Source organism: Enterococcus sp. DIV0183 (genome assembly GCF_050541505.1).
In the GTDB taxonomy this organism is placed as follows: Bacteria; Bacillota; Bacilli; order Lactobacillales; family Enterococcaceae; genus Enterococcus; species Enterococcus faecalis.
Map to the genome: position 1 here is coordinate 1465594 of NZ_CP172932.1, position 24273 is coordinate 1489866.

20 protein-coding genes are annotated in these 24273 nt (G+C 39.5%); 1 reads left to right on the plus strand and 19 read right to left on the minus strand.

Annotation, left to right across the window (positions count from 1 at the left end):
• Positions 1–11: 11 nt before the first annotated feature.
• The 3 genes from IGK72_RS07260 to IGK72_RS07270 all read right to left on the minus strand — a co-directional run bounded on the left by IGK72_RS07260 (position 12) and on the right by IGK72_RS07270 (position 5343).
• Positions 12–1190: a pyridoxal phosphate-dependent aminotransferase gene (locus IGK72_RS07260; protein WP_002364035.1), complete on the minus strand. Its 1179-nt coding sequence runs from the start codon at positions 1188–1190 to the stop codon at positions 12–14.
• 161 nt (positions 1191–1351) lie between these two features.
• Positions 1352–4042 carry an alpha-mannosidase gene (locus IGK72_RS07265; protein WP_165548467.1) on the minus strand — a complete coding sequence of 897 codons (2691 nt, stop codon included), beginning with the start codon at positions 4040–4042 and terminating at the stop codon, positions 1352–1354.
• Between the two features lie 11 nt (positions 4043–4053).
• The gene (locus tag IGK72_RS07270) at positions 4054–5343 is read right to left on the minus strand and encodes a glycoside hydrolase family 125 protein (RefSeq protein WP_002357422.1); all 1290 of its coding nucleotides are present in this window, start codon (positions 5341–5343) and stop codon (positions 4054–4056) included.
• Positions 5344–5499: 156 nt separating this feature from the next.
• Here IGK72_RS07270 and IGK72_RS07275 point away from each other — a divergent pair, with 156 nt between their 5' ends.
• The gene (locus tag IGK72_RS07275; RefSeq protein ID WP_010820860.1) at positions 5500–6546 is read left to right on the plus strand and encodes a GntR family transcriptional regulator; all 1047 of its coding nucleotides are present in this window, start codon (positions 5500–5502) and stop codon (positions 6544–6546) included.
• 48 nt (positions 6547–6594) lie between these two features.
• Here the strand turns inward: IGK72_RS07275 and IGK72_RS07280 are convergent, their stop codons facing one another.
• The 16 genes from IGK72_RS07280 to IGK72_RS07355 form a co-directional block, all read right to left on the minus strand.
• The gene (locus IGK72_RS07280) at positions 6595–7524 is read right to left on the minus strand and encodes a LysR family transcriptional regulator (protein WP_002361904.1); all 930 of its coding nucleotides are present in this window, start codon (positions 7522–7524) and stop codon (positions 6595–6597) included.
• A gap of 18 nt (positions 7525–7542) precedes the next feature.
• Positions 7543–8256 carry a carbonic anhydrase gene (locus tag IGK72_RS07285; protein ID WP_002382382.1) on the minus strand — a complete coding sequence of 238 codons (714 nt, stop codon included), beginning with the start codon at positions 8254–8256 and terminating at the stop codon, positions 7543–7545.
• 182 nt (positions 8257–8438) lie between these two features.
• Positions 8439–9071 carry an orotate phosphoribosyltransferase gene (gene pyrE / locus IGK72_RS07290; protein ID WP_002357418.1) on the minus strand — a complete coding sequence of 211 codons (633 nt, stop codon included), beginning with the start codon at positions 9069–9071 and terminating at the stop codon, positions 8439–8441.
• Between the two features lies 1 nt (position 9072).
• Positions 9073–9786, minus strand: a complete 714-nt coding sequence (gene pyrF, locus IGK72_RS07295; RefSeq protein WP_002357417.1) for an orotidine-5'-phosphate decarboxylase — start codon at positions 9784–9786, stop codon at positions 9073–9075.
• Positions 9776–10714, minus strand: a complete 939-nt coding sequence (locus IGK72_RS07300; RefSeq protein ID WP_002379493.1) for a dihydroorotate dehydrogenase — start codon at positions 10712–10714, stop codon at positions 9776–9778. Before IGK72_RS07300 ends, pyrF begins: the two co-directional genes overlap by 11 nt.
• Positions 10711–11502 (minus strand): dihydroorotate dehydrogenase electron transfer subunit, encoded by a 792-nt coding sequence (locus IGK72_RS07305; RefSeq protein WP_002397350.1) that lies wholly within the window; start codon positions 11500–11502, stop codon positions 10711–10713. The genes IGK72_RS07300 and IGK72_RS07305 overlap by 4 nt, the downstream gene beginning before the upstream one ends.
• A 107-nt stretch (positions 11503–11609) precedes the next feature.
• The gene (gene carB / locus IGK72_RS07310) at positions 11610–14792 is read right to left on the minus strand and encodes a carbamoyl-phosphate synthase large subunit (protein WP_002361908.1); all 3183 of its coding nucleotides are present in this window, start codon (positions 14790–14792) and stop codon (positions 11610–11612) included.
• The gene (locus IGK72_RS07315) at positions 14792–15871 is read right to left on the minus strand and encodes a carbamoyl phosphate synthase small subunit (RefSeq protein ID WP_430608765.1); all 1080 of its coding nucleotides are present in this window, start codon (positions 15869–15871) and stop codon (positions 14792–14794) included. Before IGK72_RS07315 ends, carB begins: the two co-directional genes overlap by 1 nt.
• 2 nt (positions 15872–15873) lie before the next feature.
• Positions 15874–17157 (minus strand): dihydroorotase, encoded by a 1284-nt coding sequence (locus IGK72_RS07320; RefSeq protein ID WP_002357412.1) that lies wholly within the window; start codon positions 17155–17157, stop codon positions 15874–15876.
• Between the two features lie 8 nt (positions 17158–17165).
• Positions 17166–18092, minus strand: a complete 927-nt coding sequence (locus IGK72_RS07325) for an aspartate carbamoyltransferase catalytic subunit (RefSeq protein WP_002357411.1) — start codon at positions 18090–18092, stop codon at positions 17166–17168.
• A gap of 13 nt (positions 18093–18105) precedes the next feature.
• Positions 18106–19386 (minus strand): solute carrier family 23 protein, encoded by a 1281-nt coding sequence (locus IGK72_RS07330; RefSeq protein WP_002364045.1) that lies wholly within the window; start codon positions 19384–19386, stop codon positions 18106–18108.
• A 16-nt stretch (positions 19387–19402) separates the two neighbouring features.
• Positions 19403–19942, minus strand: a complete 540-nt coding sequence (pyrR, locus tag IGK72_RS07335; RefSeq protein WP_375812738.1) for a bifunctional pyr operon transcriptional regulator/uracil phosphoribosyltransferase PyrR — start codon at positions 19940–19942, stop codon at positions 19403–19405.
• A 338-nt stretch (positions 19943–20280) separates the two neighbouring features.
• Positions 20281–21186: an RluA family pseudouridine synthase gene (locus tag IGK72_RS07340; RefSeq protein ID WP_002357408.1), complete on the minus strand. Its 906-nt coding sequence runs from the start codon at positions 21184–21186 to the stop codon at positions 20281–20283.
• The gene (gene lspA, locus IGK72_RS07345) at positions 21173–21649 is read right to left on the minus strand and encodes a signal peptidase II (protein WP_002360174.1); all 477 of its coding nucleotides are present in this window, start codon (positions 21647–21649) and stop codon (positions 21173–21175) included. The genes IGK72_RS07340 and lspA overlap by 14 nt, the downstream gene beginning before the upstream one ends.
• Positions 21650–21654: 5 nt before the next feature.
• Positions 21655–22359: a CBS domain-containing protein gene (locus IGK72_RS07350; protein WP_165548476.1), complete on the minus strand. Its 705-nt coding sequence runs from the start codon at positions 22357–22359 to the stop codon at positions 21655–21657.
• A gap of 104 nt (positions 22360–22463) precedes the next feature.
• Positions 22464–24134, minus strand: a complete 1671-nt coding sequence (locus IGK72_RS07355; RefSeq protein ID WP_165548478.1) for a formate--tetrahydrofolate ligase — start codon at positions 24132–24134, stop codon at positions 22464–22466.
• Between the last annotated feature and the right edge of the window lie 139 nt (positions 24135–24273).

Genomic DNA, 24273 nt, shown 5'->3' on the forward strand with positions numbered 1-24273 from the left:
ATCTATAAAGGCTAGTGCGTTACGCGTTGTGTCGCCATGTAATGTGCAATTCGTTCCATGGCCGTTGTTAATTTATCCATATCGGACGCATAACTAATTCGGACGTATCCTTCTGCTTCTGGGCCAAAAGAAATACCTGGAATCAACGCTACTGCTTCTTTTTGCGCTAAATCAATACAAAATTTCATAGAATCTTGTTCATAACCAGTAGGAATCTTAGCAAAAATATAAAAGGCCCCATTTGGACGCGCAACCTCAAACCCCAATTGAGTCATCTGTTCATAAACAAAATCGCGCCGTTTCCGATACTCTTCTTTCATAATTTCAGCATCATGCATTCCTTCGATTAGGGCACGAACAGCCGCTTTTTGAGACACAGTTGCAGCCGCAGTAACTAAATACTGATGAACTTTAATGATCTCCGCTGTTAAAATCGCTGGTGCAAAAATAAAGCCAATCCGCCAGCCTGTCATGGCATGTGATTTCGACAAACCGTTAATTAAAATCGTTTGGTCACGTAACATTTCAGCAATCGAAACATGACTCTCATCATAAGTTAACTCACTATAAATTTCATCGCTAATCACAAAAATGTCGTATTTTTTTAGAACATCAGCAATTGCTTGCAACTCTTGGCGGTTATAGGTGACACCAGTTGGGTTGCTAGGATAATTTAAAATAATTGCTTTGACTTGTTCCCCATGCTCGGCCATTGCCGCTTCAATCATTTCAGGGGTCAAGACAAAATCGTTGCCTCGTGTATCCAAATATACCGGTTCCGCCCCCGCCAATGTAATAATTGGTTCATACCCTGGGTAAATAGGTGCTGGCAATAGCACTTTGTCACCTTGTTCTAAAATTGCTAATAACGAAGCTGAAATCGCTTCTGTTGCTCCAACTGTTACTAAAATTTCTGTCCCAGGCTGGTAAGTCAAATGGTACTTTTCTTTCATAAAATAAGCGGCTGCTTCACGGACATCTAATAAACCAGACATCCCTGTATAATGAGAAAAATTCGCATCAATTGCTTCTTTGGCTGCTTTTTTGACATGCTCAGGTGTGTTAAAATCCGGCTCTCCTAGCGTTAATTTTAAAATACCTTCAATTCCTGAGACTTGTTCGTCAAATTGACGAATTAAAGAAACAGCAATTTTATTTACTTGACGATTAAAACGATTGGTTAAATCCATTTAGCTTCACTCCTTCAGTTGACGTTATAGTAGCACAAATTGACCGTAAAATGAATGATTTTCTCATTGTTTCGCTAGATTTTTATTATAAATATCTCAAAAAAACGGCAGAGAAGAAAATAGGAGAACTTTGTCCTTTTCAACAAAGTTCTCCTATTTATTTATTTTTCGAAACGCCATGTCCGAATTTCAAACGGACGTAATGGTGCATCGATTTCTATCGCTGGTGTCAACGGTTCTTCTAATACATTTGTTAAACAAGTCGCTGGTCGTGTCTCTTTGTGAAGTTCACAAGGAATATTTTGCGCTGTTAGATTAAAGCCACGAACGACTAAATGATTTGTTTGCTCTTGACGTTTAACGGCTGTCCAACCAATTGGTCCTTCTGCCGTTGTCAAGTAGACATGGTTCGGTGCTAGTTTACCTTCATGACGCGCAGTAGTAGCTGCAGTAAAAGGAATTTGTGCACTATAGGCTTGTTGATACGTAGCAAAGCGTTCTTCTGGTTTTCCATGCAATGACAAACCATATTTAAAGGTATATTCTCCTTGGCATTGTGCTTCTGGTGTCGCAAAATAGCCCCAATCACCTAGTTCGCCAACACAACGAATTAATGTGACCGCAATGGTTCCATCTGCCAAGACTTCATACTCATTTAAGCCTTCATTGAAGATAGTCACGCCTTTGTTTTGGTCATGAACATTCACAAACGCTTGTTGGTGCTGCGGGTTTGTTGGATTTTCCCATGTGTCGCTTACTTGATTTGGTCGTGTCACGACTTCATAAATACTATCCGCTTCGTGTGTTTCTGTGACCATGCCAGTTGGGAAAAGCACGCGTAAACGATGATCTTTGATTTGATTATTAATGGTTGTTTCAAAGAACAATTGGTTACTTTCTTTGATCATTGTAACCACTGTCGTTATTTCGAACGGGCGAAGCGTCGTTGAACGTTGTGCTTGGCGTTCTCTAAACTCACGAACAGCCTTTTGTTCTTCTTCTAATCGTTCATCTGCTGAAACTGGTAACATGACGGTTTGTTTAATTTGATAACTTGCTTTTACAGGGGAATTTTCTTTATTCGTAATTTCAGCCGTTACATTTTCGGTTGTAATTCCTTGGTCTTCGGTCGGTTTGAAAAAGATATATTCATTCCCAATGTCGCCAGTATCTTCAAATGTTAACAATTTTGAAAATGTTTCTCCTGTTTTTTTGTCAGTAATGGTTAAGCTACCATTGTTTTCAATTTTCACTTGAATAAATTCGTTTTCCATTTCATTTGTTGCTGGTTGAGCCAAAAGACTTCCTTCAAAAGCTTTCGTTTTTCCTTGAATCAATGCAAAGCTATCCCAAGAGAATGGCGCCATTTCTTTGACAGATAATTCGACCGTTAAGTATTTAGCCATGTACGGTTGACGGAAAGCATCTTTAGGTAAATCGTAACCAAAACGAACATCTTCTTTGACAATACGGCTTGCAACGGCTTTTCCAGTTGGATCAATCACTTGATAATCTGGGGTGGCTTTTTGTTTTAATTCATGATAAAGATCTTCAGGTTTTCCTGTATAAAATGGCAATCGTTCAATCTCCACTTCCACAGTGACAACCTCCGTTTTCTGATAGCCACTAGTATTAAATAAAACAAACGGGTGCGCTTTTTCTGGGAAAACACTTGTATCAATTGCTTCTGTTAATTGTCGTGTTGCTTCATCTGCTAAGAAATGCCCGACATCATTGGCATTTTCAAAGCGAGTCATCATGCCTCGGTGAACCTCGTCGACAGAACAGCCACAAATACTATCGTGCGGATGGTTTTGAAGCAATGTTTTCCAAGCATAATCAAATTGGTCATGTGGGTAGTCGCCAGTTACTTCGTAAGCCATCGCTGCTAAAGGTTCTGCGATATTTTCTAATTGGCGTTGGACTTTTGTGTTCCACTGTTTTAAATAGACGCGAGCAGAAGAAGTATTGGCTAATGTGTACCAGCCGTCCGTTTCTTGACTCGTTAATTCGCCTGTTACTGTTCCTAAATCTTCTGGTAACTCCTCTTGAACAGCTTTCAAATAGTCATCGAAATTGGAATGAATAAATTCATATTCTGGGAATAGTTCATTGGCTAAAGCGATGGCCTTAGTAATATCTCTTTGTACCGGTTGGTGGTCGACCCCATTCATCATTAATAAATGGTTTGTGGAAGCGTAACGTTCCACATCAGCCAATTTTTGTTTCCAAAAAGCGATTGCCGCTTCTTTTTCTGAAGGAATTTCGTTCCCGTTACTATACCAGTTTGCAAAAAGCAAGCCGAAAATTTTGGTTTGGTCCGGACCTTCCCACCACATTTCAGAATATTGTGAGCTATAGTCGCTTTCTAAGACTTGGTTATCAAAGCCAATCGGTTTCACCCCGCGTCCAAAGGCAGCCGCAGGCAGATTTGCTAATTGCATCATTTGAGGCGTTTGACCCATGTTACCAAATGTATCCGGGAAGTAACCTAATTGAACTGGTGATCCCCATTTTTGACTTTCTAAATGCCCAATCAGCATGTTTCGAACATTGGATTCAGAGCTAATTAAAAAGTCATCTTGTAAAATATAAAATGGTCCGATTTTTAGTTTGCCTGCTTGGACAGCTTTTTTCACGGCTTCTTTTTTCTCTGGGCGAACTTGTAAATAGTCGTCTAAGATAATCGTTTGTCCATCTAAATGGAAACTGTTAAACTCTGGATCATTTTCAATTAAATCTAATACATTATCCACTAATTCAATTAAGCGCATATGATGTTCTTCATAAGGAAGATACCATTCACGATCCCAATGACTATGGGAAACAATATAGACTTTTTTCTTTGTCATCACTTTTCCTCCTATTTTTCCACTCGGATGTCAAAATAATCCATAACTAATTCACAAAACATCATATTAGCCCATGAAAACCATTCTCTTGTATAATTTTCAGGATTATCTACGTCAAAACCTTCATGCATCAAATGAGTCCCCGCATCTGTGGCAACTAATAAATCTAAAATCCGTTCTTTTTCTGCTTTATCTTTGGTTGTCATTCCTTCCATTGCTAAAGCAATCGGCCACACGTAATTTTCTGGTGTATGCGAGCTACCAATCCCTTTCGCGTATTTACCTTCATAGAAGTAAGGATTTTCTTTACTTAATAAGGTTTGACGCGTTGTTAAATATTGTTCATCCTCTGTTGAACAATAACCCAGATAAGGGGCTGCTACTAAATTGGGAACATTACTGTCATCCATCACGCTTGCATTGCCTAAGCCATCCACTTCATACGCATAAATCGTTTCGTTATTTTGATTTTTTGTTCGTCCAAATGTTTGGATGCCTTCTTCAATCTCTTCTTGTAATTTTTTAGCAATCGCCACAATCGTAGCATCTTCTAAAACATCAGAGAAAATTTCTTGAATATAGCCTAAAATTACGACTGCAAACATGTTAGAAGGAACTAAGTAACCATATTGGCAGGCATCATCACTAGGACGGAAGCCTGACCATGTCATCCCTGTTTTGCCAACTGGTGTTCCTTTCCCTGCTTCAACCAACGTATCTTCTTGACGCCACGTATCTCGTTCAAATAAATAAGGTGACTGTGCGTGATCTTGTTCTGTTGTGAAAACGTTGAGAATTTTTTTGACGCCTTCCACAAAATCTGAATTAAATTGTTCGGTCATCCCAGTATTTTTATAAAGTAAATAGGCTAATTGGACCGGGTAACATAATGAATCAATTTCATATTTCCGTTCCCAAATCCAGCCATTCATTTCGGTCTTATCAGTTTGATGGCCTGCATGATTATCTGTTTCATTAAACGCATTGGCATAAGGATCAATGCAAATATAACGAAACTGGCGTTTAACCAAACCAGCAATCATTTGAGCAAGGTCTTCGTCTTCTTTCGCAATCACTAAATAGGGACGAACTTGCGCTGTTGAGTCTCTTAACCACATTGCTGGAATATCGCCTGTTAATAAAAAGGTAGTACCATCTTCTTGACGTTTCACTGTTGTTAGTAAAGTATTGGCAAAGGCCGCCTGAAAGTTTTTTGCCCAATCTTGATGTGCTTCACCGCATTTTTCTGTAATTGTCTCCATAAATGTTGCTACGGATTTTGGAACTTCTGTATAAACCATTCTCGTCACCTCTTAAATTTGATATATCATTTCACAATTGAATTATAGCGTTTACATTTCACTTTGTCTAGTGATTTCAATCATTTTTTTCATTTTAAAACCAATTAATTTATGGTAAACTATAAATAAGATATATCTTATTGTGAGGTGAAATGAATGAAGCAACCATTATATCAACAAATTATTGATTATTTACAAAATGAAATTGATTCAGGGCGATTGCCTGTTGGAGCGCAAGTGCCTACCGAAAAAGAATTATCGGCTCAGTTTAACGTCAGTAGAATTACGTCCAAACGAGCGCTAACTGAGTTGGAAACGCAAGGCGTAATCCAACGTCACCAAGGAAAAGGAAGTTTTGTTCAAGCACCAAAGCACCCTCTCCATACCTCTTTAAATAAAGTTCTTTTTTTATTGCCTTTTGCAGACGATTTATCAGTAGGAAATTTCTATAGCGGTTTGGCCCCTACTATTCAAGCAGCTGGTTTAGAAGTCTTTATGACCTCGCCTAATTTTTTGAGAGAGAAAAATGCTGCGGACATTGTGAATGAGTTTGCCGGGCTTGTCTATTATGCTGCTACTAGTAATGACTATCTCGACTTACTGTTCGAGTTGGCTTTGATGAATTTTCCAGTCGTTGTCTTGGATAAAAAGATCCATGATTTACCTTTTGCAACCATTCAATCAGACAACTTTGCTGGTGGTAAAACAGCAACCGAACGCTTAATTGGCTTAGGACATACAAAAATTGGATATATCCTTTCAGGAAGTCCAGCCCTACAATCCGTTCGGCAACGTTATTTAGGTTATCTCCAAGCTTTAAAAGAAGCCAATCTGGCGTTTCATACAGCAATCACGGAAACCAATCTCTTAGATGAACACAACTTTAAACAGTATTTTGAGGCGCACCAACTCACAGCCGTGGTCTGCGATAATGACTTCAGCGCGTTACATTGTTTACGAAACTGTAAAAACCTAGGTATTCATGTGCCAGAAGAATTATCGATTATTGGTTTTGACGATATTCAAGCAGCAGCATTTGTCGAACCGCCATTAACAACCATGGCGCAAGACTTTAAAGAAATGGGAAAACTAGCTGGTGAAGTGTTATTACAAACGATGCAACAAGACCTTCAAATCATAGAAGACATTCAAGTGCCTGTCACATTAATTGAAAGAGAAACCATTGCTACTGTTTCAAAATGAGCAAAAAAAGAAGGGACTATCAGTCAAATCACTGATAGTCCCTTCTTTTTATTCCTTAGTGCTAAACGTTTTGGTATCTACCTCTTTTTTAAACAACGCTTTTAGTTCTTTGATAAAGTAGCGACCAATCGGACTGATTTCCCGATTTTTGGGAAAGAGTAAACAAATACGATTTTCCAAAGCTGGCGCCAATGGCACTAACCGAATTTCTTTCTTCGTAAAACCCGTTACGACACCTGAACCAGAAGCATAAGCATTGGTTTCTACCAACAAATTCATCAAGGTTCCACGATCCGTAGTATGAATGACCGATTCCTGTTCAGGAATTTCAACTAAATCTTCAGAAAAATAGGAAAAATTGCTTCCTTCTTGATTAAAGCGAACTTGTGGATAGGGAACTAATTCCTCTAAATGAATTTCTTTTTGCTTGGCTAAAGGATGATGATTACCTAAAAAAATGTGTGTATTAAAGGTACTAATTACCTCGTAGGCTAGATTAGCTTGTTCTAAATACCGTTCAATACTGACACTATTTTGTTCATTTAAATAAATAATCCCCAACTCACTGTGAAATCCTTTGACGTCTTCAATTACTTTTAAGGTTGTGGTTTCAAAGACACGAAAATCTTTATATTGATCCCCATACTTTTTAAGAACTTTGGCAATTACCTCACCTAAAAAATCGTAATGTTGCGAAGAGATGGAGAATCGTTCGCTGGTCACTGTCTCGCGATAGCGATTTTCCAATAACTCCATTTGAACTAAAACTTTCTCTGCTTGTTCTAAAAAAACCATTCCTTCTTCTGTTAAAAAAGCGCCCTTATTGGTACGTAAAAAGAGGGAAATCCCTAGTTCTTCTTCTAATTCTCGAATACTATTTGACAAGCTAGGTTGTGTAATAAATAGTTTTTTGGCTGCTTCCCGAAAACTCCCATTGTTAGCTATGGCAGCAACATACTTCATTTGTTGAATATTCAACACTTTTTCCTCCACACACTAATCATTTGAAAAATAAATCTTACGCCCATTCAACGGCTGAAGGGGCCGATTGTTAAAGGCCAACATACCTTCCTTGATCTTATTTAAAAAAGCTTGATCCATTTTTTGAATGGTATCAAATACAAACCATTTCACTGGACCCTTAGTTGGCGGTGTTGTTAACGAGCCTACATAATGGTAGTGTAGACGCTCCTCTGGTAAAAAGATTGACGGATTAAACCATTGTTGGTGCGTGCCGTTTTCCCAGTCCATCGGATGATTCGCTTCTGAAAAACGATTTTCTTCCTCAGTGATGGTAAACAGGCAACCGACAACTAAATTTTCGCCAGCATCATTCATATGAACCAAATGGAATTCTAGCGGATACTGCTTTCCCGACAGCAAATGTTCGCTAGGCATATGAAAATGGATATCGGTTAAATGATACGCAACATTTTCAAACATTACGTAACTTTCCGTATTTGGTGGTACAAAATGAAACGTATTTTTGAATTCCTTTTCAGTGAATTCTTCTTTTTTATAATGAAACGTAATCTGAGAATTTACTGTCTCAGCACTTTCTTTTTCTAAAGCAATTGGCGATTGATAAGCAAACTTAGCACCTTCTGCAAACCAGTCACATAGCGTATGCCAATGTTCTGGTCCATCGTTGCCTGTATAGCTCCATTCAACGTCCATATTTTTTATTTTTTTCATACACTCTTCCTTCATTTCCACATAGTAATCAGGTAAAACTCATGTTAAAACTCTATCCTAACATCTTTTCTACGTCAAACAAAAGAACTTAGATCATTACGCTCCTCGGCAAATGACCTAAGTTCTCCTACCGTTAAATCTGGTTACTGAAAATGACACTAAAAATCAGACGACAAGAACTATCTTTAGTTCAACGGTTATTTGCCCCAGTTTTCAGGATCTTTTTTCCATTCTTGTAATAAGGTAACATCTTTTTCTTCGATATAATTTGCTTCTAATGCAGCATCAATTAAAGTTGAGTAATTGGTTAACGTTAGTAACGTCATCTGTTTATCTGCAAAATTTGCCGTTCCTTTGGGTAACTCATAAGTGAAGATTGCCGCAACGCCTAAAACCGTTGCTCCTTCACGTTCCGCCGCTTCTGCCGCTTCTAACACGCTACCGCCGGTTGAAATTAAATCCTCGATAACTACCATTTTTTGTCCTTCAGAAATTCGGCCTTCAATTTGATTCCCTTTGCCGTGATCTTTGGCTTTACTGCGGATATAAACCATTGGTAATCCTAAAATATCGGCTACCCATGCCGCATGTGGAATCCCTGCGGTAGCTGTCCCAGCAATCACTTCGACTTCTGGGAAAGTTTCTTTAATTTTTGCCGCTAAGCCTTCTGCAATTTCTTTACGCACAGCAGGATAACTCATCGTGATACGGTTATCACAATAAATCGGGCTTTTTATGCCACTAGCCCAGGTAAACGGCTCATTAGGGTTTAAAAATACCGCTTCAATATCTAATAAATCTTTGGCAATCTTTTTTGCTACTTTTGTCATGTTACTTTCCGCTCCAGTCTTTTTTGATTTCTTGATAGGCTTCATAAGGATTTTCTGCTTGGGTAATAGGTCGGCCAACAACGATATATGTGGACCCGATTTCTCGAGCATGTTGCGGCGTAACGACCCGTTGTTGGTCACCTACTGCACTTCCTGCTGGACGAATACCAGGTGTTAAGCAAATAAACGTCTGCTTGGTTGCTTCTTGAATACCACGTGCTTCTAATGCTGAACAAACCACGCCATCCAGCCCCGCTTTTTCCGCACATTTAGCATAATGAATGACACTTGTCTCTAAAGGAACGTTGATTAATTGATCATGGTGCATCTCTTCTTCACTAGTAGAAGTCAACTGGGTTACAGCAATTAACTCAGGAACCTTAGCGCCTGGCTGAGTCCCTTTGATTAGACCTTCCTTAGCTGCTTGCATCATTCGAACGCCCCCTGCTGCATGGACATTGGTAATGGCAACGCCTAATTTTGCTAAATTTGTCATCGCTTTTTCCACAGTATTCGGAATATCATGTAATTTTAAATCCAAGAAAACATCGTGTCCTTGTTCTTTAAGCCAGCGAACAATCGCTGGTCCTTCTGCGTAAAAAAGTTCCATCCCCACTTTAACAAACAAGGCTTCTTCCTTAGGGAATTTTTCTAAAAAAACAGCCACTTCTTTTTGCGTGGGAAAATCTAACGCAATAATTGGTCTATCGTGCATTTTGCTGCCCCTCTCTCACTTCTTTAATTAATTGTTCCAACGATTCAATGCCTAACTCTTCCATTCGCTTAGGTAATCCGTCAATCAACTTCGGACAAATGTATGGATCTGTAAAGTTGGCCGTACCAACCCCGACAGCGCTAGCACCTGCCATGAACATTTCCAAGACATCGTCCACTGTTTGAACACCGCCCATTCCAATAATTGGCAACTGAGAAACACTGGCGACTTGTCGGATTAAGCGAATAGCAACAGGTTTAATGGCTGGGCCAGATAGTCCACCAGTTTGATTGGCTAAAATAGGTTTTCTCGTTTTTAAATCAATGCGCATCCCTAGCAATGTATTAATCATAGAAAAACCGTCTGCGCCCCCTGCTTCAATTGCTTGGGCGATCGGCACAATATCCGTTACGTTTGGTGATAGTTTAACATAAATCGGAACAGAGGCGACTTTTTTGACTGCTTGTGTTAATTGAAAAGCAACTTCTGGATCTGTACCAAAAGCTATGCCGCCATGTTTCACATTGGGACAGGAAATATTCAATTCAATTGCTTTGACGTTAGGCGCTTGCCCAATTTTTGCGCAAACAGCCACATAGTCCTCTTCGCAAGCACCTGCAACATTTGCGATAATCGGTAAGTTAGGGTATTTTTCTAATTTTGGTAATTTTTCTTGCATAACCACGTCTAAGCCTGGATTCTGCAATCCAATGGCATTTAGCATACCACTAGGTGTTTCAGCTACACGTGGTGTGGGATTTCCATATCGTGCTTGGGGCGTTGTTGCCTTAATCATAATTGAACCTAATTGATCAAGGTCATAATAGTTAGCATATTCTTCCCCGAACCCAAAGCAACCACTGGCGGGGATAATTGGATTTTTTAATGTTAAACCTGGAATTGAAACAGCTAAAGGATTTTTCATCATAAGATAACCTCACTTGCTTTAAAAATCGGACCTTCATCACAGACCTTGACACTTTTTGCTCCAGTAGTGTCTCCTTTTTTATGGCAAACGCAGGCATAGCAAGCCCCAATTCCACAGGCCATCCGTTCTTCTAAAGAAAGGTAAACGTGTGGATGTGTTGGAAATAAAGAATCAATTGCTTTTAACATACCATTCGCACCACAAGCATACACTGCATCAGGGATCCGTCCTTTTGCTAACGCTTCTGACAATAAACGGCCCACGTTGCCATGAGCGCCAAACGAGCCGTCATCTGTGGCAAAATGTGTTTCTCCTAATGCCATAAATTCTTGTTGGTAATAAGCAACCTCTTTTGATGCATAACCAAGAAAATGAATCACTTTCACGCCTTTTTCATTGAGTTGTTTTGATAATTCATACAATGGGGGAATCCCGATTCCTCCACCAACGATAAAAGCAGTTTGACCAGCTGCTACGGTAGTTATATCAAAGCCGTTTCCTAAAGGACCTAAAATATCTAATTGTTCACCAGCCTTCATGGCAGCAAACACTTCCGTTCCAGCGCCTTCGACTCGATAAATCAAACGACAGGTTTCATTCGAATGATCAATTTGGTTGATGCTAATCGGTCGCCGCAAAAGTAAATCTGCACGCGGAACCTTGATATGCACAAACTGTCCAGGTCGTGTCATCTCTTTCACTAACTCGCCTTGTAAGTCTAACTGATAAATCCGTGGCGCTAACTGTTTTTGAGCTACAATGGTCATCATTTCTTGCTTTCTCTGCATCAGTATCCTTCACTCCTTTATTCTCTGATTCCCCTATAAATGATTTTCTATTTCTTCGTAAAAGAATCTGGAACAGTCCTCCTCAGACGATTGTTCCAGATTTTTGCTTAAATGGCTTCTGTCGTAAAGGCTCTTGATTCTAAAACTTTTAAAATCGCATTCGCTGTGTCAAGTGAGGTAAACAACGGAATCCCATGTTCGACTGCTTCCCGACGGATTGAAAACCCATCTTGGTTGGCACTGGAACGATTTTTATCCATGGTATTGATTACCACTTGCGCATTCCCATTGCGAATGACATCCAGCACGGTTTCCCCTTCAGGATTAGAAATTTTCGTCACTTTCTTAACAGGCAACTGATGCTTCGCTAAAAAGTCAGCGGTTCCTTCCGTTGCGACTAAACTATAGCCAATTGCTGAAAAACGCTTAGCAATTTCTAACGCCTCTTCTTTTGTTTCATCAGCAATGGTGAAAAGTACAGCCCCATAACTTGGCAAATGCAAGCCAGATGCTTCAAAGGCTTTATACAAGGCTTTTTCTAAATAATAATCACTACCCATAACTTCCCCAGTTGATTTCATTTCAGGCCCTAAGTACGTATCTACTTTTTGTAGTTTCGTAAAGGAGAATACAGGGGCTTTCACATGAACTTGTTTACTTTCAGGGTATAACCCATCTTGATATCCTAGGTCAGTCAGTTTCTCACCAAGAATCGCTTTTGTAGCAACTTGGGCCATCGGAATCCCTGTGATTTTACTTAAGAAAGGAACTGTTCGACTCGCACGAGGATTCACTTCAATCACATAAACACGATTTTCATGAATAACAAATTGAATATTCATCATGCCTACACAGTTTAAACCAAGTGCCAGTTTTTTTGTATAATCGGCAATCGTTGCTTGAATTTCTTGAGAAAGATACTGCGGTGGATAAACCGCCATTGAATCACCAGAATGCACGCCAGCTCGTTCAATATGTTCCATAATCCCTGGAATTAGTACTGTTTCACCATCACAAATGGCATCAACTTCACATTCTTGTCCCAATAAATAGCTATCAACCAAGACAGGATGTTCTGGAGAAGCTTTGACTGCATGTCGCATATAATCTTCCAAATCCTTTTGATTTTCGACAATTTCCATTGCACGACCACCTAAAACATAACTTGGACGCACTAAAACGGGATAGCCGATACGATCAGCAATCACGACTGCTTCTTCTGCACTTGTGGCCGTATCTCCTGGTGGTTGAGGAATCTCTAACTCTTGCAAAGCTTGTTCAAATAAATCACGATTTTCCGCACGATCTAAATCTTCAATCGTTGTTCCAAGAATTTTAACGCCTTGTTTTGTGAGCGGCTCAGCTAAATTAATCGCTGTTTGTCCACCAAATTGGACGATCACGCCAATCGGATTTTCTAAATCAATCACATTCATGACGTCTTCTAAAGTTAATGGCTCAAAGTATAATTTATCAGAAACAGAGAAATCTGTTGAAACTGTTTCAGGATTACTATTCATAATAATTGCTTCATAACCAGCCGCTTGGATCGCTTTGACAGAATGAACCGTTGCATAATCAAACTCGACCCCTTGACCAATGCGAATGGGACCAGAACCTAATACTAGTACAGAAGGCTTTTTCGAAACATTGCTTTCGTTTTCCACTTCATACGTGCTATAAAAATAAGGCGTATGTGATTCAAACTCTGCAGCACACGTATCCACCATTTTATAGACGGGCACAATTTGATTGGCTCTGCGGAAGTCAGCGATGGCTTGTTCTGTTTGTCCCCAAAGTGCTGCGATTTTCCGATCAGAAAAGCCATTTTGTTTGGCTTCTTTCAAGACAGCTACGTTGTCCACGTGACTTTCAAGGGTCGTTTCAATTTCGATAATGTGTAAAAGTTTATCCAAGAAGAATAAATCAATTTTCGTTAAACTTTGTAATTCTTCAATGCTATATCCTCTGCGAATGGCTTCTGATAAGTAGAACAATCGATCATCTTGCGCATGGACCATTTTCTTCGTTAATTCCAAATCACTGACATGACTTAGTTCTGCTAACTCGTTGTGATAAGCACCAATTTCTAAAGAACGAACTGCTTTTAATAAGGATTCTTCAATATTGCGGCCAATTGCCATGACTTCCCCGGTTGCTTTCATTTGCGTTCCTAGTTCTCGAGCACCTTTTTCAAATTTGTCAAAAGGCCAACGAGGAATTTTGGAAACAACATAGTCCAAAGCCGGTTCAAATTCGGCATAAGTGGTTCCAGTAACTGGATTTTTCATTTCATCTAATGTTAAACCAACAGCAATTTTTGCAGCTAACTTCGCAATGGGATACCCTGTGGCTTTACTAGCAAGTGCAGATGAGCGAGAAACACGAGGATTAACTTCAATCACATAATAATTAAAGCTATGCGGGTCCAAAGCTAATTGAACATTACAGCCACCTTCAATTTTTAATGCACGAATAATTTTCAAGGACGCATCTCGTAACATTTGGTATTCATAATCTGATAAAGTTTGACTCGGAGCAAAAACAATCGAATCCCCAGTGTGAATGCCGACAGGATCAAAGTTTTCCATGTTACAAACCACAATCGCATTATCAGCCGAATCACGCATTACTTCATATTCAATTTCTTTAAAACCAGCAATACTTTTTTCAATTAAACATTGTGTAACTGGTGATAATTTCAGACCGTTTTCGGCAATCTGACGGAGTTCTTCTTCTGTATCACACATGCCGCCGCCTGTTCCACCTAAAGTAAATGCGGGACGAACGATAATTGGATAGCCAATTCGTTTGGCAAAAGCCACGGCTTGTTCCACCGTATTGACAATTTCACTTTCTGGAATCGGTTGTTCTAATTCTTCCATCAATTGTTTAAATAAATCACGGTCTTCCGCTTGGTCAATCGCACTGAGCTTTGTTCCTAGCAATTCTACATTTAGCTCATCTAAAATTCCTGATTCCGATAATTCCATCGCCATATTTAATCCAGTTTGACCACCTAATGTTGGTAGAAGAGCATCAGGACGTTCTTTTCGCAAAATTCTTGAAACAAATTCTAAAGTAATCGGTTCAATATAAACATGATCCGCGATTTCCTTATCGGTCATGATAGTCGCTGGATTTGAGTTTACTAAGACAACTTCATACCCTTCTTCTTTTAGCGCTAAACAGGCTTGTGTGCCTGCATAGTCAAATTCTGCTGCTTGTCCAATAATGATTGGTCCTGAACCAATCACCATGATTTTCTTGATGTCCGTTCGTTTTGGCATTAGTTTTGCTCCTTCCATGCATCCATTAATTCCATAAATTCGTCAAATAAATGAAGACCATCGTGCGGTCCTGGAGCCGCATCTGGGTGATATTGCACAGTAAAAGCAGGATAATCTCGATGACGCACGCCTTCAACCGTTCCATCATTGACTTCCACGTGGGTCACAAGTAATTTTTCTGGATCAATTGTTGCTTCATCCACGGCATATCCGTGATTTTGTGAAGTGAAATCAATGCGTCCTGTTGCAATTTCTCGTACAGGATGATTCAAACCGCGATGTCCAAACTTCATCTTATACGTATCCGCACCATTTGCTAATGAAAATAACTGATGACCTAAGCAGATGCCGAAAATTGGAACTTTTCCTTGGATTGCTTGAATCATTTCAATAGCTTCAGGCACATCTTTGGGATCTCCAGGCCCATTTGTCAACATGACACCATCGGGACTTAATTCTAAAATCTCTTCGGCCGTTGTATTATAAGGCAACACAGTTAAGTTGCATTGCCGTTTTGATAATTCTCGCAAAATACTATGTTTCAACCCGAAATCAACGACGACTACATTACGCCCAATACCTGGACTCGGATAAGGCTTAGTGGTGGAGACTTGTGCCACTTGATTTTTCGGCATGACTGTCGCTTTTAATTGATCAAATGCATGCGGCAAATCATCCACGGCATCAATGATGCTCCCTTTCATTGTTCCAGCTGATCGTAACTTACGAGTCAGCGCACGGGTATCAATTCCTGAAATTCCCGGAATCCCTTTGCGCTTTAAAAATTCATCCAAGGTCATTTGTTGACGCCAATTTGAAGCAACCCGCGCATGCTCTTTAACGATGACACCTTTACAGGTTGGTGCAATGGATTCATAATCATCTCGGTTGACCCCGTAATTTCCAACTAATGGATACGTAAAAGTAATCATTTGTCCATTAAAACTTTGGTCAGTAATTGCTTCTTGGTAACCTGTCATGCCAGTAGTAAAAACAACTTCTCCTACTACATTGCCTTCTGCACCAAACGTTTTTCCTTCAAATACTGTTCCGTCTTCTAAAATCAATAACCTTTTCAAACCTACTGCGCCTCCTCCGACCAAGCTAATGCTCCGTCAACAAATGTCATAAGTGTCTTTCCTTTGACTGTCCACCCTGTAAATGGTGTATTGACAGCCATTGATTCAAATGCTTCTGCATCAATTGGTGCAGCTGTTGCTAAGTCAAAAACTGCAATATCTGCTGGTGCACCAATTGTTAGTGTTCCTGCGTTTAATCCAAAAATTTCTGCCGGTTTCACTGCCATCCAATCAATCACTTGTTCTAATGTGAAAATGCCTGTTTCGACAAAGTTCGTATAAATCAATTGGAAGGCCGTTTCACTACCGACAATACCAAAAGGTGCGTTTAAAAATGATTGTTGTTTTTCTTCTAAACCATGGGGCGCATGGTCGGTAGCAATACAGTCAATCGTGCCATCTAACAAGCCGTCAATCAATGCTTGTCGATCTGCTAAACCACGTAATGGCGGGTTCATTTTCCAAAACCCTTCGTCACCAGGAATATCCTCATCGACTAAAATTAAATGGTGTGGCGAAACTTCGGCTGTTACGTGAATCCCTGCTTTTTTAGCATCTCGAATAACGCGCACGCTTTCTTCTGTTGAAACATGACAAACATGATAATGAACGCCTGTTTCTTTTGCTAAAGTAATATCCCGAGCAATTTGTGAAGCTTCCGTTGCACTTAAAATCCCTGGTAGGCCTAATTTCTTAGAAACTTCGCCTTCATGCATCACACCGCCAAATAATAAAGATTCATCTTCCGTGTGCGCAACAAGCGCCATATTTAATGCAGCCGCTTCTTTCATGGCTAGGTACATCGTTCCTGCCGTTTGGACACCAACACCATCATTCGTAAATGCAAAGGCGCCCGCTTCTTTTAAGGCCTTCTGATTGGTTAAAACTTCACTCCGTAGCTCTTCTGTAATGGGGGCATATTGTAAAACTTTCACGACTGCATCTTTTTGAATTAAGTCGTAAACCTCACTTAATTTTTCAGCCGTATCTGGTACTGGATTCAAATTGGGCATTGCGCAAACCGTAGTAAAACCACCGCGAGCAGCAGCTTTACTGCCCGTTTTAATCGTTTCTTTATACGTAAAGCCTGGTTCTCTAAAGTGAACATGCACATCCACCAAGCCTGGCGTGATTAGTTGCCCGTTCGCATCAAACACTTGCTCAAAATCTGCTTCGTCAAACGATTCCCCGATTGCGTGAATCACACCATTTTCTAGCCAAAGTGCTGCCTCAATCAATTGATTCTCTTTTTTGATGATTTTTCCATTCTTAATTAACGTCTTCATTTCTCCACCTAGGCCTTTCCATGTAAAATTGCTTCCAAAATTGCCATGCGCATAAAGACTCCGTTACTCATTTGCGCGACGATTCTTGATTGCAGACTTTCCACTAATTCATCTGCCAGTTCAACATCCCGATTGACTGGCGCTGGATGCATAATAATTGCGTGTTTCTGTAAACGAGTTGCCCGTTCGTTGGTTAAACCATATTCCAAATGATAGCCTTCTTTTGAAAAACTTTCCTTACCATCATGACGTTCGTGCTGCACGCGAAGCAACATCATCACATCGACTTTTTCAACAATTTCATCTAGCGGCACATATTGTCCATAGACATCAAACTGATGATCGTACCACTCTTCTGGACCTGAAAAATAAATTTCAGCGCCTAAACGGTTTAATAACTGCATATTTGATTTAGCAACGCGAGAATGTGTAATATCTCCCACAATCGCCACTTTCAAGCCTTCAAATCCACCAAATTCTTCATAAATAGTCATCAGATCCAATAAACATTGTGTAGGGTGTTGTCCACTCCCGTCCCCACCGTTAATAATAGAACATTGAATCGTTTTACTTTGAATCAATTCATCGTAATAATTTTCTTTACCATGACGAATGACTGCTACATCTACACCAATTGCCGACATCGTTAGTACTGTATCGTATAACGTTTCTCCTTTTTGAACAGAACTTCTACTTGCTTCAAACTCAATCACTTCTAAGCCTAATTTTTTCTCAGCTACCTCAAAACTTTTATGTGTTCGAGTACTATTTTCAAAAAACAAGTTTGTTGCAAAATATTGACGTTCTTCTGGGTGCCATTTTGCCCCCTGTTTAAATTCTCCTGCGCGACGGATTAACCCCATGACTTCACGGTCGGTTAAAGCCTCTGCAGTTAAAAGATGTTTTAAACTAATTCGTTCAGATGTAATAATCATTCGTCCAGTCCTCCTACTGTTCTTCGCTACGTGCGTTTTCCGGTAAAATTAAATTCAAAACAATTCCTAAGACGGTTGCTAATGCCATTGAAGACAATTCAAAGGTTCCTACTTTGAAGACTAAGCCACCAATGCCGATGACTAAAATTACTGAAGCAATCAATAAATTCTTTTTCTTATCAAAATTAATCTTATTATCGATTAAGATTTTCAAACCACTTGCGGCAATCACACCGAACAAGACGAAACTAATTCCTGAAATAACTGGTCCTGGGATACTTAGAATCAAGGCACTTAATTTCCCAACAAAGCCTAAAGCTACAGCGAACACCGCGGCTCCACCAATCACGAAGACACTGTGTACTCTTGTAATTGCCAGCACGCCGATATTTTCACCATAACTTGTAACTGGCGGTCCACCAACAAAACCTGCTACAATTTGCGCTAAGCCATCTCCCATTAAAGTTTTAGATAAGCCTGGGTCTTGGAAAAAGTTGCGCTTGGTTAATTTATTCAAGACCATTAAATGACCAATATGTTCTGTCATTGTTACAAAAGCAATTGGTGCCATTGTTGTAATGGCATTTAAATACAATTTCGGTTGGTATTGAACAAAAGGTACTTCAAAATTCGGTAAAGCAAACCACGCAGCTTCTTTAATAGGGGTTAAGTCAATAATTCCGAAAGCTAAAGCGACTAGGTACCCACTGACAATTCCCAAAAGAATTGGAATTAATCCTAGGAAGCCTTTGAAAAACATGTTGTAAAAAATGGTTAAGCCTAAAGTAATTAAGGCTACGGCAATATATTTAAAATCATAAACGTTGTTGTTATACATTGCGTTATTTGCGGCATTAGCTGCCAAGCCTAAACCGATAACCATCACGACAGGTCCTACAACGATAGGCGGTAAAATTTTATCCAACCAGTCGGAACCAATTTTTTTAATGATTAATGAAACGATTAGGTATACCAAGCCGGTTGTCATAGCACCTTGGGCAATGGCTGGATAACCATCACTCTTCATTAACATCTGCATCGCTGCAATAAAAGCAAAGCTACTGCCAAGATAGGCGGGGATTTTTCCTTTTGTAGTAATCAGATAGACCATTGTTCCTAATCCTGAACTGACTAACGCAATCCCTGGGTCAATTCCTACTAAGATTGGTACTAAAACCGTTGCACCAAACATCGTAAATAAATGTTGTAAACTTAGGCCAACCCAGTGAAAAGCTTGCGGTCTGTCTTTAATATCTAAGACTGCATCCTCATTTCGAAATTCTTTTTCTGACAACGTTGTTCACTCCTTTTTATTCGTTTCCTTTACTGATCATAATACGATCTGCGCCGTCACGCTCTTCAATTTCCACAATAATTTCCTCAGTTTTTGATGTTGGAATATTTTTTCCTACATAATCGGCACGAATCGGTAGTTCCCGATGCCCACGATCTACTAAGACTGCTAAAGAGATTTTTCTCGGACGACCTAAATCCATAACAGCGTCCATCGCAGCACGAATGGTCCGGCCCGTGTACAAGACATCATCCACTAAAATAACTTCTTTACCTTCAATTGAGACTGGTACGTCAGAAGAATGTAATTCAGGTTCCTCCATATCTTTCACATCATCACGATACAAAGTAATATCTAATTCACCAACTGGCACGTCAATATCTTCTAATTGTTTTAAGCGTTCGGCTAGACGTTGTGCAATGTATATCCCACGCGTTTTAATTCCTACTAAAACAATGTCTTGAATTCCTTTGTTTCTTTCAATAATTTCATACGAGATTCGAGTAAGCGCTCGTTTCATTGTGACTGCGTCAACAACTTCTTTCTTTGGCATAATAATTTCCTCCTCATTTCTTTTTTATCTAAGTCCTCGCTGTCTTGGGGTCAGCGATTCTTCCTTCAATTGAGCAGCTGAAAAATAAGTGGATTTTTATTGAAATTGTCCTGTTATTTTTTCCAACAAAAAATCCTCCTACCCGTATGAGGATAGGAGGATGTTGGTTACAGTTTAAAAAGGTACAAGGGTACCATGTAGCCCACACAACTTACTAACTAAGCGCACCTAGTGTTCTTTTGCATGATTCCTTCTTAGCCTCACGGGACTAAACTTAAAGGTTACAGTTATTTAGTTATTTTTCTTCTTAAAAAAGAGTTTACCTCTTCTTCAGAAAAAAATCAATGATTATTTCTTAATTGGTGTAAAGTTTTTTCAAAAACTTCTGGTAAAGGTGCTTCAAAGACTAATTGTTCACCTGTAGTAGGATGTGTAAAGCCTAATAACTTCGCATGTAAAAATTGTCCATTGCCAGGCAATGTTTTTTTCGGTCCATACAATGGATCTCCAGCTAATGGATAACCGATATATTTCATGTGAACACGGATTTGATGTGTCCGGCCTGTTTCTAGTTGTAATTCAACTAAGGTAAATGCATCAAAACGCTCTAAAACAGTAAAATGCGTGACTGCTTCTTTACCGCCTTCAATGACCGCTTGCATTTTACGGTCAACCTTGGAACGACCAATAGGCGCATTTATTTCTCCCTTATCGTGAGGAATAACACCGTGGACCAAGGCAACGTATTTACGTAATGATGTTTTTTCTTTTAGCTGTTTCGCTAATGATTCATGGGCTTGATCATTTTTAGCCACCATCAATAGCCCCGAAGTATCTTTATCAATTCGATGAACAATTCCCGGTCGCACCACATCATTAATCGCCGATAAGTGATCCGCATGATGAAGTAACGCGTTTACTAATGTACCCTTGGGATGCCCTGCCGAAGGATGAACGACCATGCCTTGAGGTTTGTTGACAACAATCACATCATTGTCTTCATAAACAATGGTCAATGGAATATCCTCTGCTACCATATCTAGAACTTCTGGTTCAGGAATTGTTACCACAATTTCATCGCCTGCTGTAACTTTGTAATTTGCGCGGACCGTTTCACCGTTAACTGTTACGTGTTTTTCTTTTAACCATTGTTGAATTTGCGAGCGGGAATGATTGGGTAAATGTTCACTTAATACTTTGTCAATCCGGCCTTTTTCTGTTTGAATCGTTACGTTAATTTGTTCCATTTTTGCCTTCCTTTGCTGCTTTTTCATCTAAAATCAAATAAATAAATATACAAATAACGCCGACCACTAACGTACTATCTGCAACATTAAAAATAGGAAAATTCATAAAATCCGTTTGGAGCATGTCCACCACGTAGCCTAAACGTACACGATCAATAAAATTCCCAATGGCACCTGCTAAGACAAAAGATAAACCTACAGAATACCAGATACTTTTTTTATAATTCTTAATTAATAAATAAATAATCACGACACTAACAATTACTGTGATGACATAAAAGAATATCATCTTTCCTTCTAATAAGCTCCAAGCGGCTCCGGTATTTCTTAAATGGGTCAGCGACAAAAATCCAGGAATGAATTCTTTTGTTTCACCCAAAGAAATGTTTTGGACCGTCAAATATTTGCTCCATTGGTCAAGCCCTACTAATAAGGCACTGATTAAAAAATATACTACTAACAATCGCGTCATTCCTTTTCTCTATGAATACTTGCTAAATCTCTTGGTCGAACAATGCCTACTAACTCACCATTAGGATGGCCACTTTTACTAATAAGCACAGCTTCTAAGCGTGGCTGCTCCCGAAACATTTGTTCAACTTCAAAAACGGTTGCTTCAATTGAAACAAATTGATAGTTGCTGCGTTTATAATTTGATGCCAACAATTCTCGCACCGTTCGGTTGGCAATGTGAACTTCGCCTTTGGTGCTCTCAATGGCAAACCATACACCAATCCCTCGAACCGTGACTAATCCTTTAAATACACCTTTTTCATAAATCGGAAATTGAGAATATTGTTTTTTTGCAATAATCGTTAATAACATTTCTAAAGAAGTGGTGATTTCAAAAGCTGTAACACGTTTCGCAAATTTAGGCACTACTTTTTCTGGTTTTGTTAAAGCTTGTTCAATCGTTTCAATTCGTTGAACTGCCCATTCGTTTGGCTCTGCAATTACAAAATCATCAGCAATTCGCTCATGAACGATGGCATTTCTTAACTGAGCCATTTGAAGCAAATCCTCTTCAAATTGAGCAATCTGTCCTTTTTCTTTTCGGGAAAGACGTCTTGTCATTTCACTGAATCCCATATTGACAGGATTGTTCAGTCTCTCTCTCATCCACTTTTCAATGCGATTAAAGTGTGCTAAAAATGTATCTGCTCGTTCCCCCATAGTCGTTGCTCCTTATAATAAACTACGCAATAAATTTCCGTCATTATTTTTTATTGAGCTACTTTCAAGTATATACTAAAAATAGGTCTCAGGAAAGAGCGGCTTTAAAAGAGACCGCTCGCTTGACCCGTTTCGTCCACATCCATATTTAACGCAGCAGGAACCTTCGGCAAGCCAGGCATCGTTAAAATGTCACCCGTTAACGCCACGATAAACCCCGCACCGATTTTTGGAACTAGTTCACGAATCGTAATCGTAAATCCTTCTGGCCGTCCTAATTTTTGAGGATCGTCAGAAAGTGAATACTGTGTCTTCGCCATGCAAATTGGTAATTGATCCCAACCATTTTTTGTAAAATCTGCGATTTGTTTTTGCGCTTTCGGAGAAAAAATCGCCTGTTCCCCGCCGTAAATCGTTTGTACAATGGCTTGAATTTTTTCTTCAATTGTTTGGCGAGGGTTATATAAAGGTTGAAACTGCTTTGTATTGGCTTCAATCTCTGCTACTACTGTTTTCGCTAGATTCGTGCCACCTGCGGCACCTTGCGCCCAAACACTTGTTAACTCGACGGGCACGCCTAACGCTTGGCAGGCTTCTTTCAACAGTTGAATTTCCTTCTCTGTATCCTGTGTAAATTCATTAATTGCAACAACTACTGGTACATCATAACGTTGCATGTTTTGAATATGTTTTTCTAAGTTGGTAAAGCCTTTTTGTAACGCTGGTAAATTTTCTTCTGCTAACTGATCTTTCGCCAAACCGCCATGCATTTTCAACGCGCGAATCGTTGCCACAATCACAACGGCATCGGGTGCTTTTCCTAAAGAAGGTACTTTAATATCTAAAAATTTTTCGCCACCCAAGTCGCCACCAAAACCTGCTTCTGTTACGACATAATCCCCTAGATGCAAAGCTGTTTTTGTCGCTAAAATACTGTTACATCCATGAGCGATATTGGCAAAAGGACCACCGTGAACAAAAGCTGGAGTTCCTTCAATCGTTTGAACTAAATTAGGTTTTAAGGCGTCTTTTAATAATAAAGTCAGGGCACCTGCCACGTTTAAATCTTTAACCGTCACCGGCTCTCTTTGGTCATTATAGGCGACAATAATCCGACTTAAGCGTTCTTTTAAGTCCGTTAAATTTTGCGCTAAACAAAGAATCGCCATAATTTCGCTCGCCACAGTAATATCGAAACCGTCTTCTCTTGGTACACCTTGGAAAGGACCGCCTAAACCAACAACGACCTGTCTGAGCGCACGATCATTTAGATCCACTGCCCGTTTCCAAATCACCCGTCGAGAATCAATCTTTAATTCATTTCCTTGCTGTAAATGATTATCTAGTAACGCAGCTAAGGCATTATTGGCTGTCGTAATCGCATGCATATCACCAGTAAAATGCAAATTAATTTCTTCCATTGGTAATACTTGTGCGTAACCACCACCTGTTGCGCCACCTTTAATCCCCATCACAGGACCTAATGATGGTTCTCTTAGGGCAATAACTGTTTTTTTATTGATTTGATTTAATGCATCTCCTAAACCAATGGTCACGGTTGACTTTCCTTCTCCTGCTGGTGTTGGATTAATCGATGTAACGAGGATTAATTTACCTTCTGGTTGCGCTTCTAAGGATTGAAGCGTTGGAAAATCTATTTTCGCTTTGTATTTTCCATAAAGTTCGAGCGAATCTTCTGAAAGACCGATTGTTTCGGCAATCTCTTGAATAGGTTTTAATGTTGCTGCTTGTGCAATGTTAATATCTGTCTTCATAACGGACCCCTTTTCAATTCTTTATCGTCTTTGTGACACATTGTTTCTTTTAAATTATAGCTTGTATTGAATAGAATGGCTAGAATAACCTTTTTTAAACAACCCAACCATTGACGTTTGGTAGCCTTTTCTCGTATAA

Bases quoted from the DNA above. Each gene is read 5' to 3' on its own strand.
- pyrF (WP_002357417.1), bottom strand. From the start codon at position 9,786: ATGCACGATAGACCAATTATTGCGTTAGATTTTCCCACGCAAAAAGAA.
- IGK72_RS07270 (WP_002357422.1), bottom strand. From the start codon at position 5,343: ATGGTTTATACAGAAGTTCCAAAATCCGTAGCAACATTTATGGAGACA.
- IGK72_RS07320 (WP_002357412.1), bottom strand. From the start codon at position 17,157: ATGAAGACGTTAATTAAGAATGGAAAAATCATCAAAAAAGAGAATCAA.
- carB (WP_002361908.1), bottom strand. From the start codon at position 14,792: ATGCCAAAACGAACGGACATCAAGAAAATCATGGTGATTGGTTCAGGA.
- IGK72_RS07265 (WP_165548467.1), bottom strand. From the start codon at position 4,042: ATGACAAAGAAAAAAGTCTATATTGTTTCCCATAGTCATTGGGATCGT.
- IGK72_RS07285 (WP_002382382.1), bottom strand. From the start codon at position 8,256: ATGAAGGAAGAGTGTATGAAAAAAATAAAAAATATGGACGTTGAATGG.
- pyrE (WP_002357418.1), bottom strand. From the start codon at position 9,071: ATGACAAAAGTAGCAAAAAAGATTGCCAAAGATTTATTAGATATTGAA.
- IGK72_RS07350 (WP_165548476.1), bottom strand. From the start codon at position 22,359: ATGGGGGAACGAGCAGATACATTTTTAGCACACTTTAATCGCATTGAA.
- IGK72_RS07260 (WP_002364035.1), bottom strand. From the start codon at position 1,190: ATGGATTTAACCAATCGTTTTAATCGTCAAGTAAATAAAATTGCTGTT.
- IGK72_RS07340 (WP_002357408.1), bottom strand. From the start codon at position 21,186: ATGGAACAAATTAACGTAACGATTCAAACAGAAAAAGGCCGGATTGAC.
- IGK72_RS07355 (WP_165548478.1), bottom strand. From the start codon at position 24,134: ATGAAGACAGATATTAACATTGCACAAGCAGCAACATTAAAACCTATT.
- IGK72_RS07300 (WP_002379493.1), bottom strand. From the start codon at position 10,714: ATGATGAAAAATCCTTTAGCTGTTTCAATTCCAGGTTTAACATTAAAA.
- IGK72_RS07325 (WP_002357411.1), bottom strand. From the start codon at position 18,092: ATGATTATTACATCTGAACGAATTAGTTTAAAACATCTTTTAACTGCA.
- IGK72_RS07305 (WP_002397350.1), bottom strand. From the start codon at position 11,502: ATGCAGAGAAAGCAAGAAATGATGACCATTGTAGCTCAAAAACAGTTA.
- IGK72_RS07275 (WP_010820860.1), top strand. From the start codon at position 5,500: ATGAAGCAACCATTATATCAACAAATTATTGATTATTTACAAAATGAA.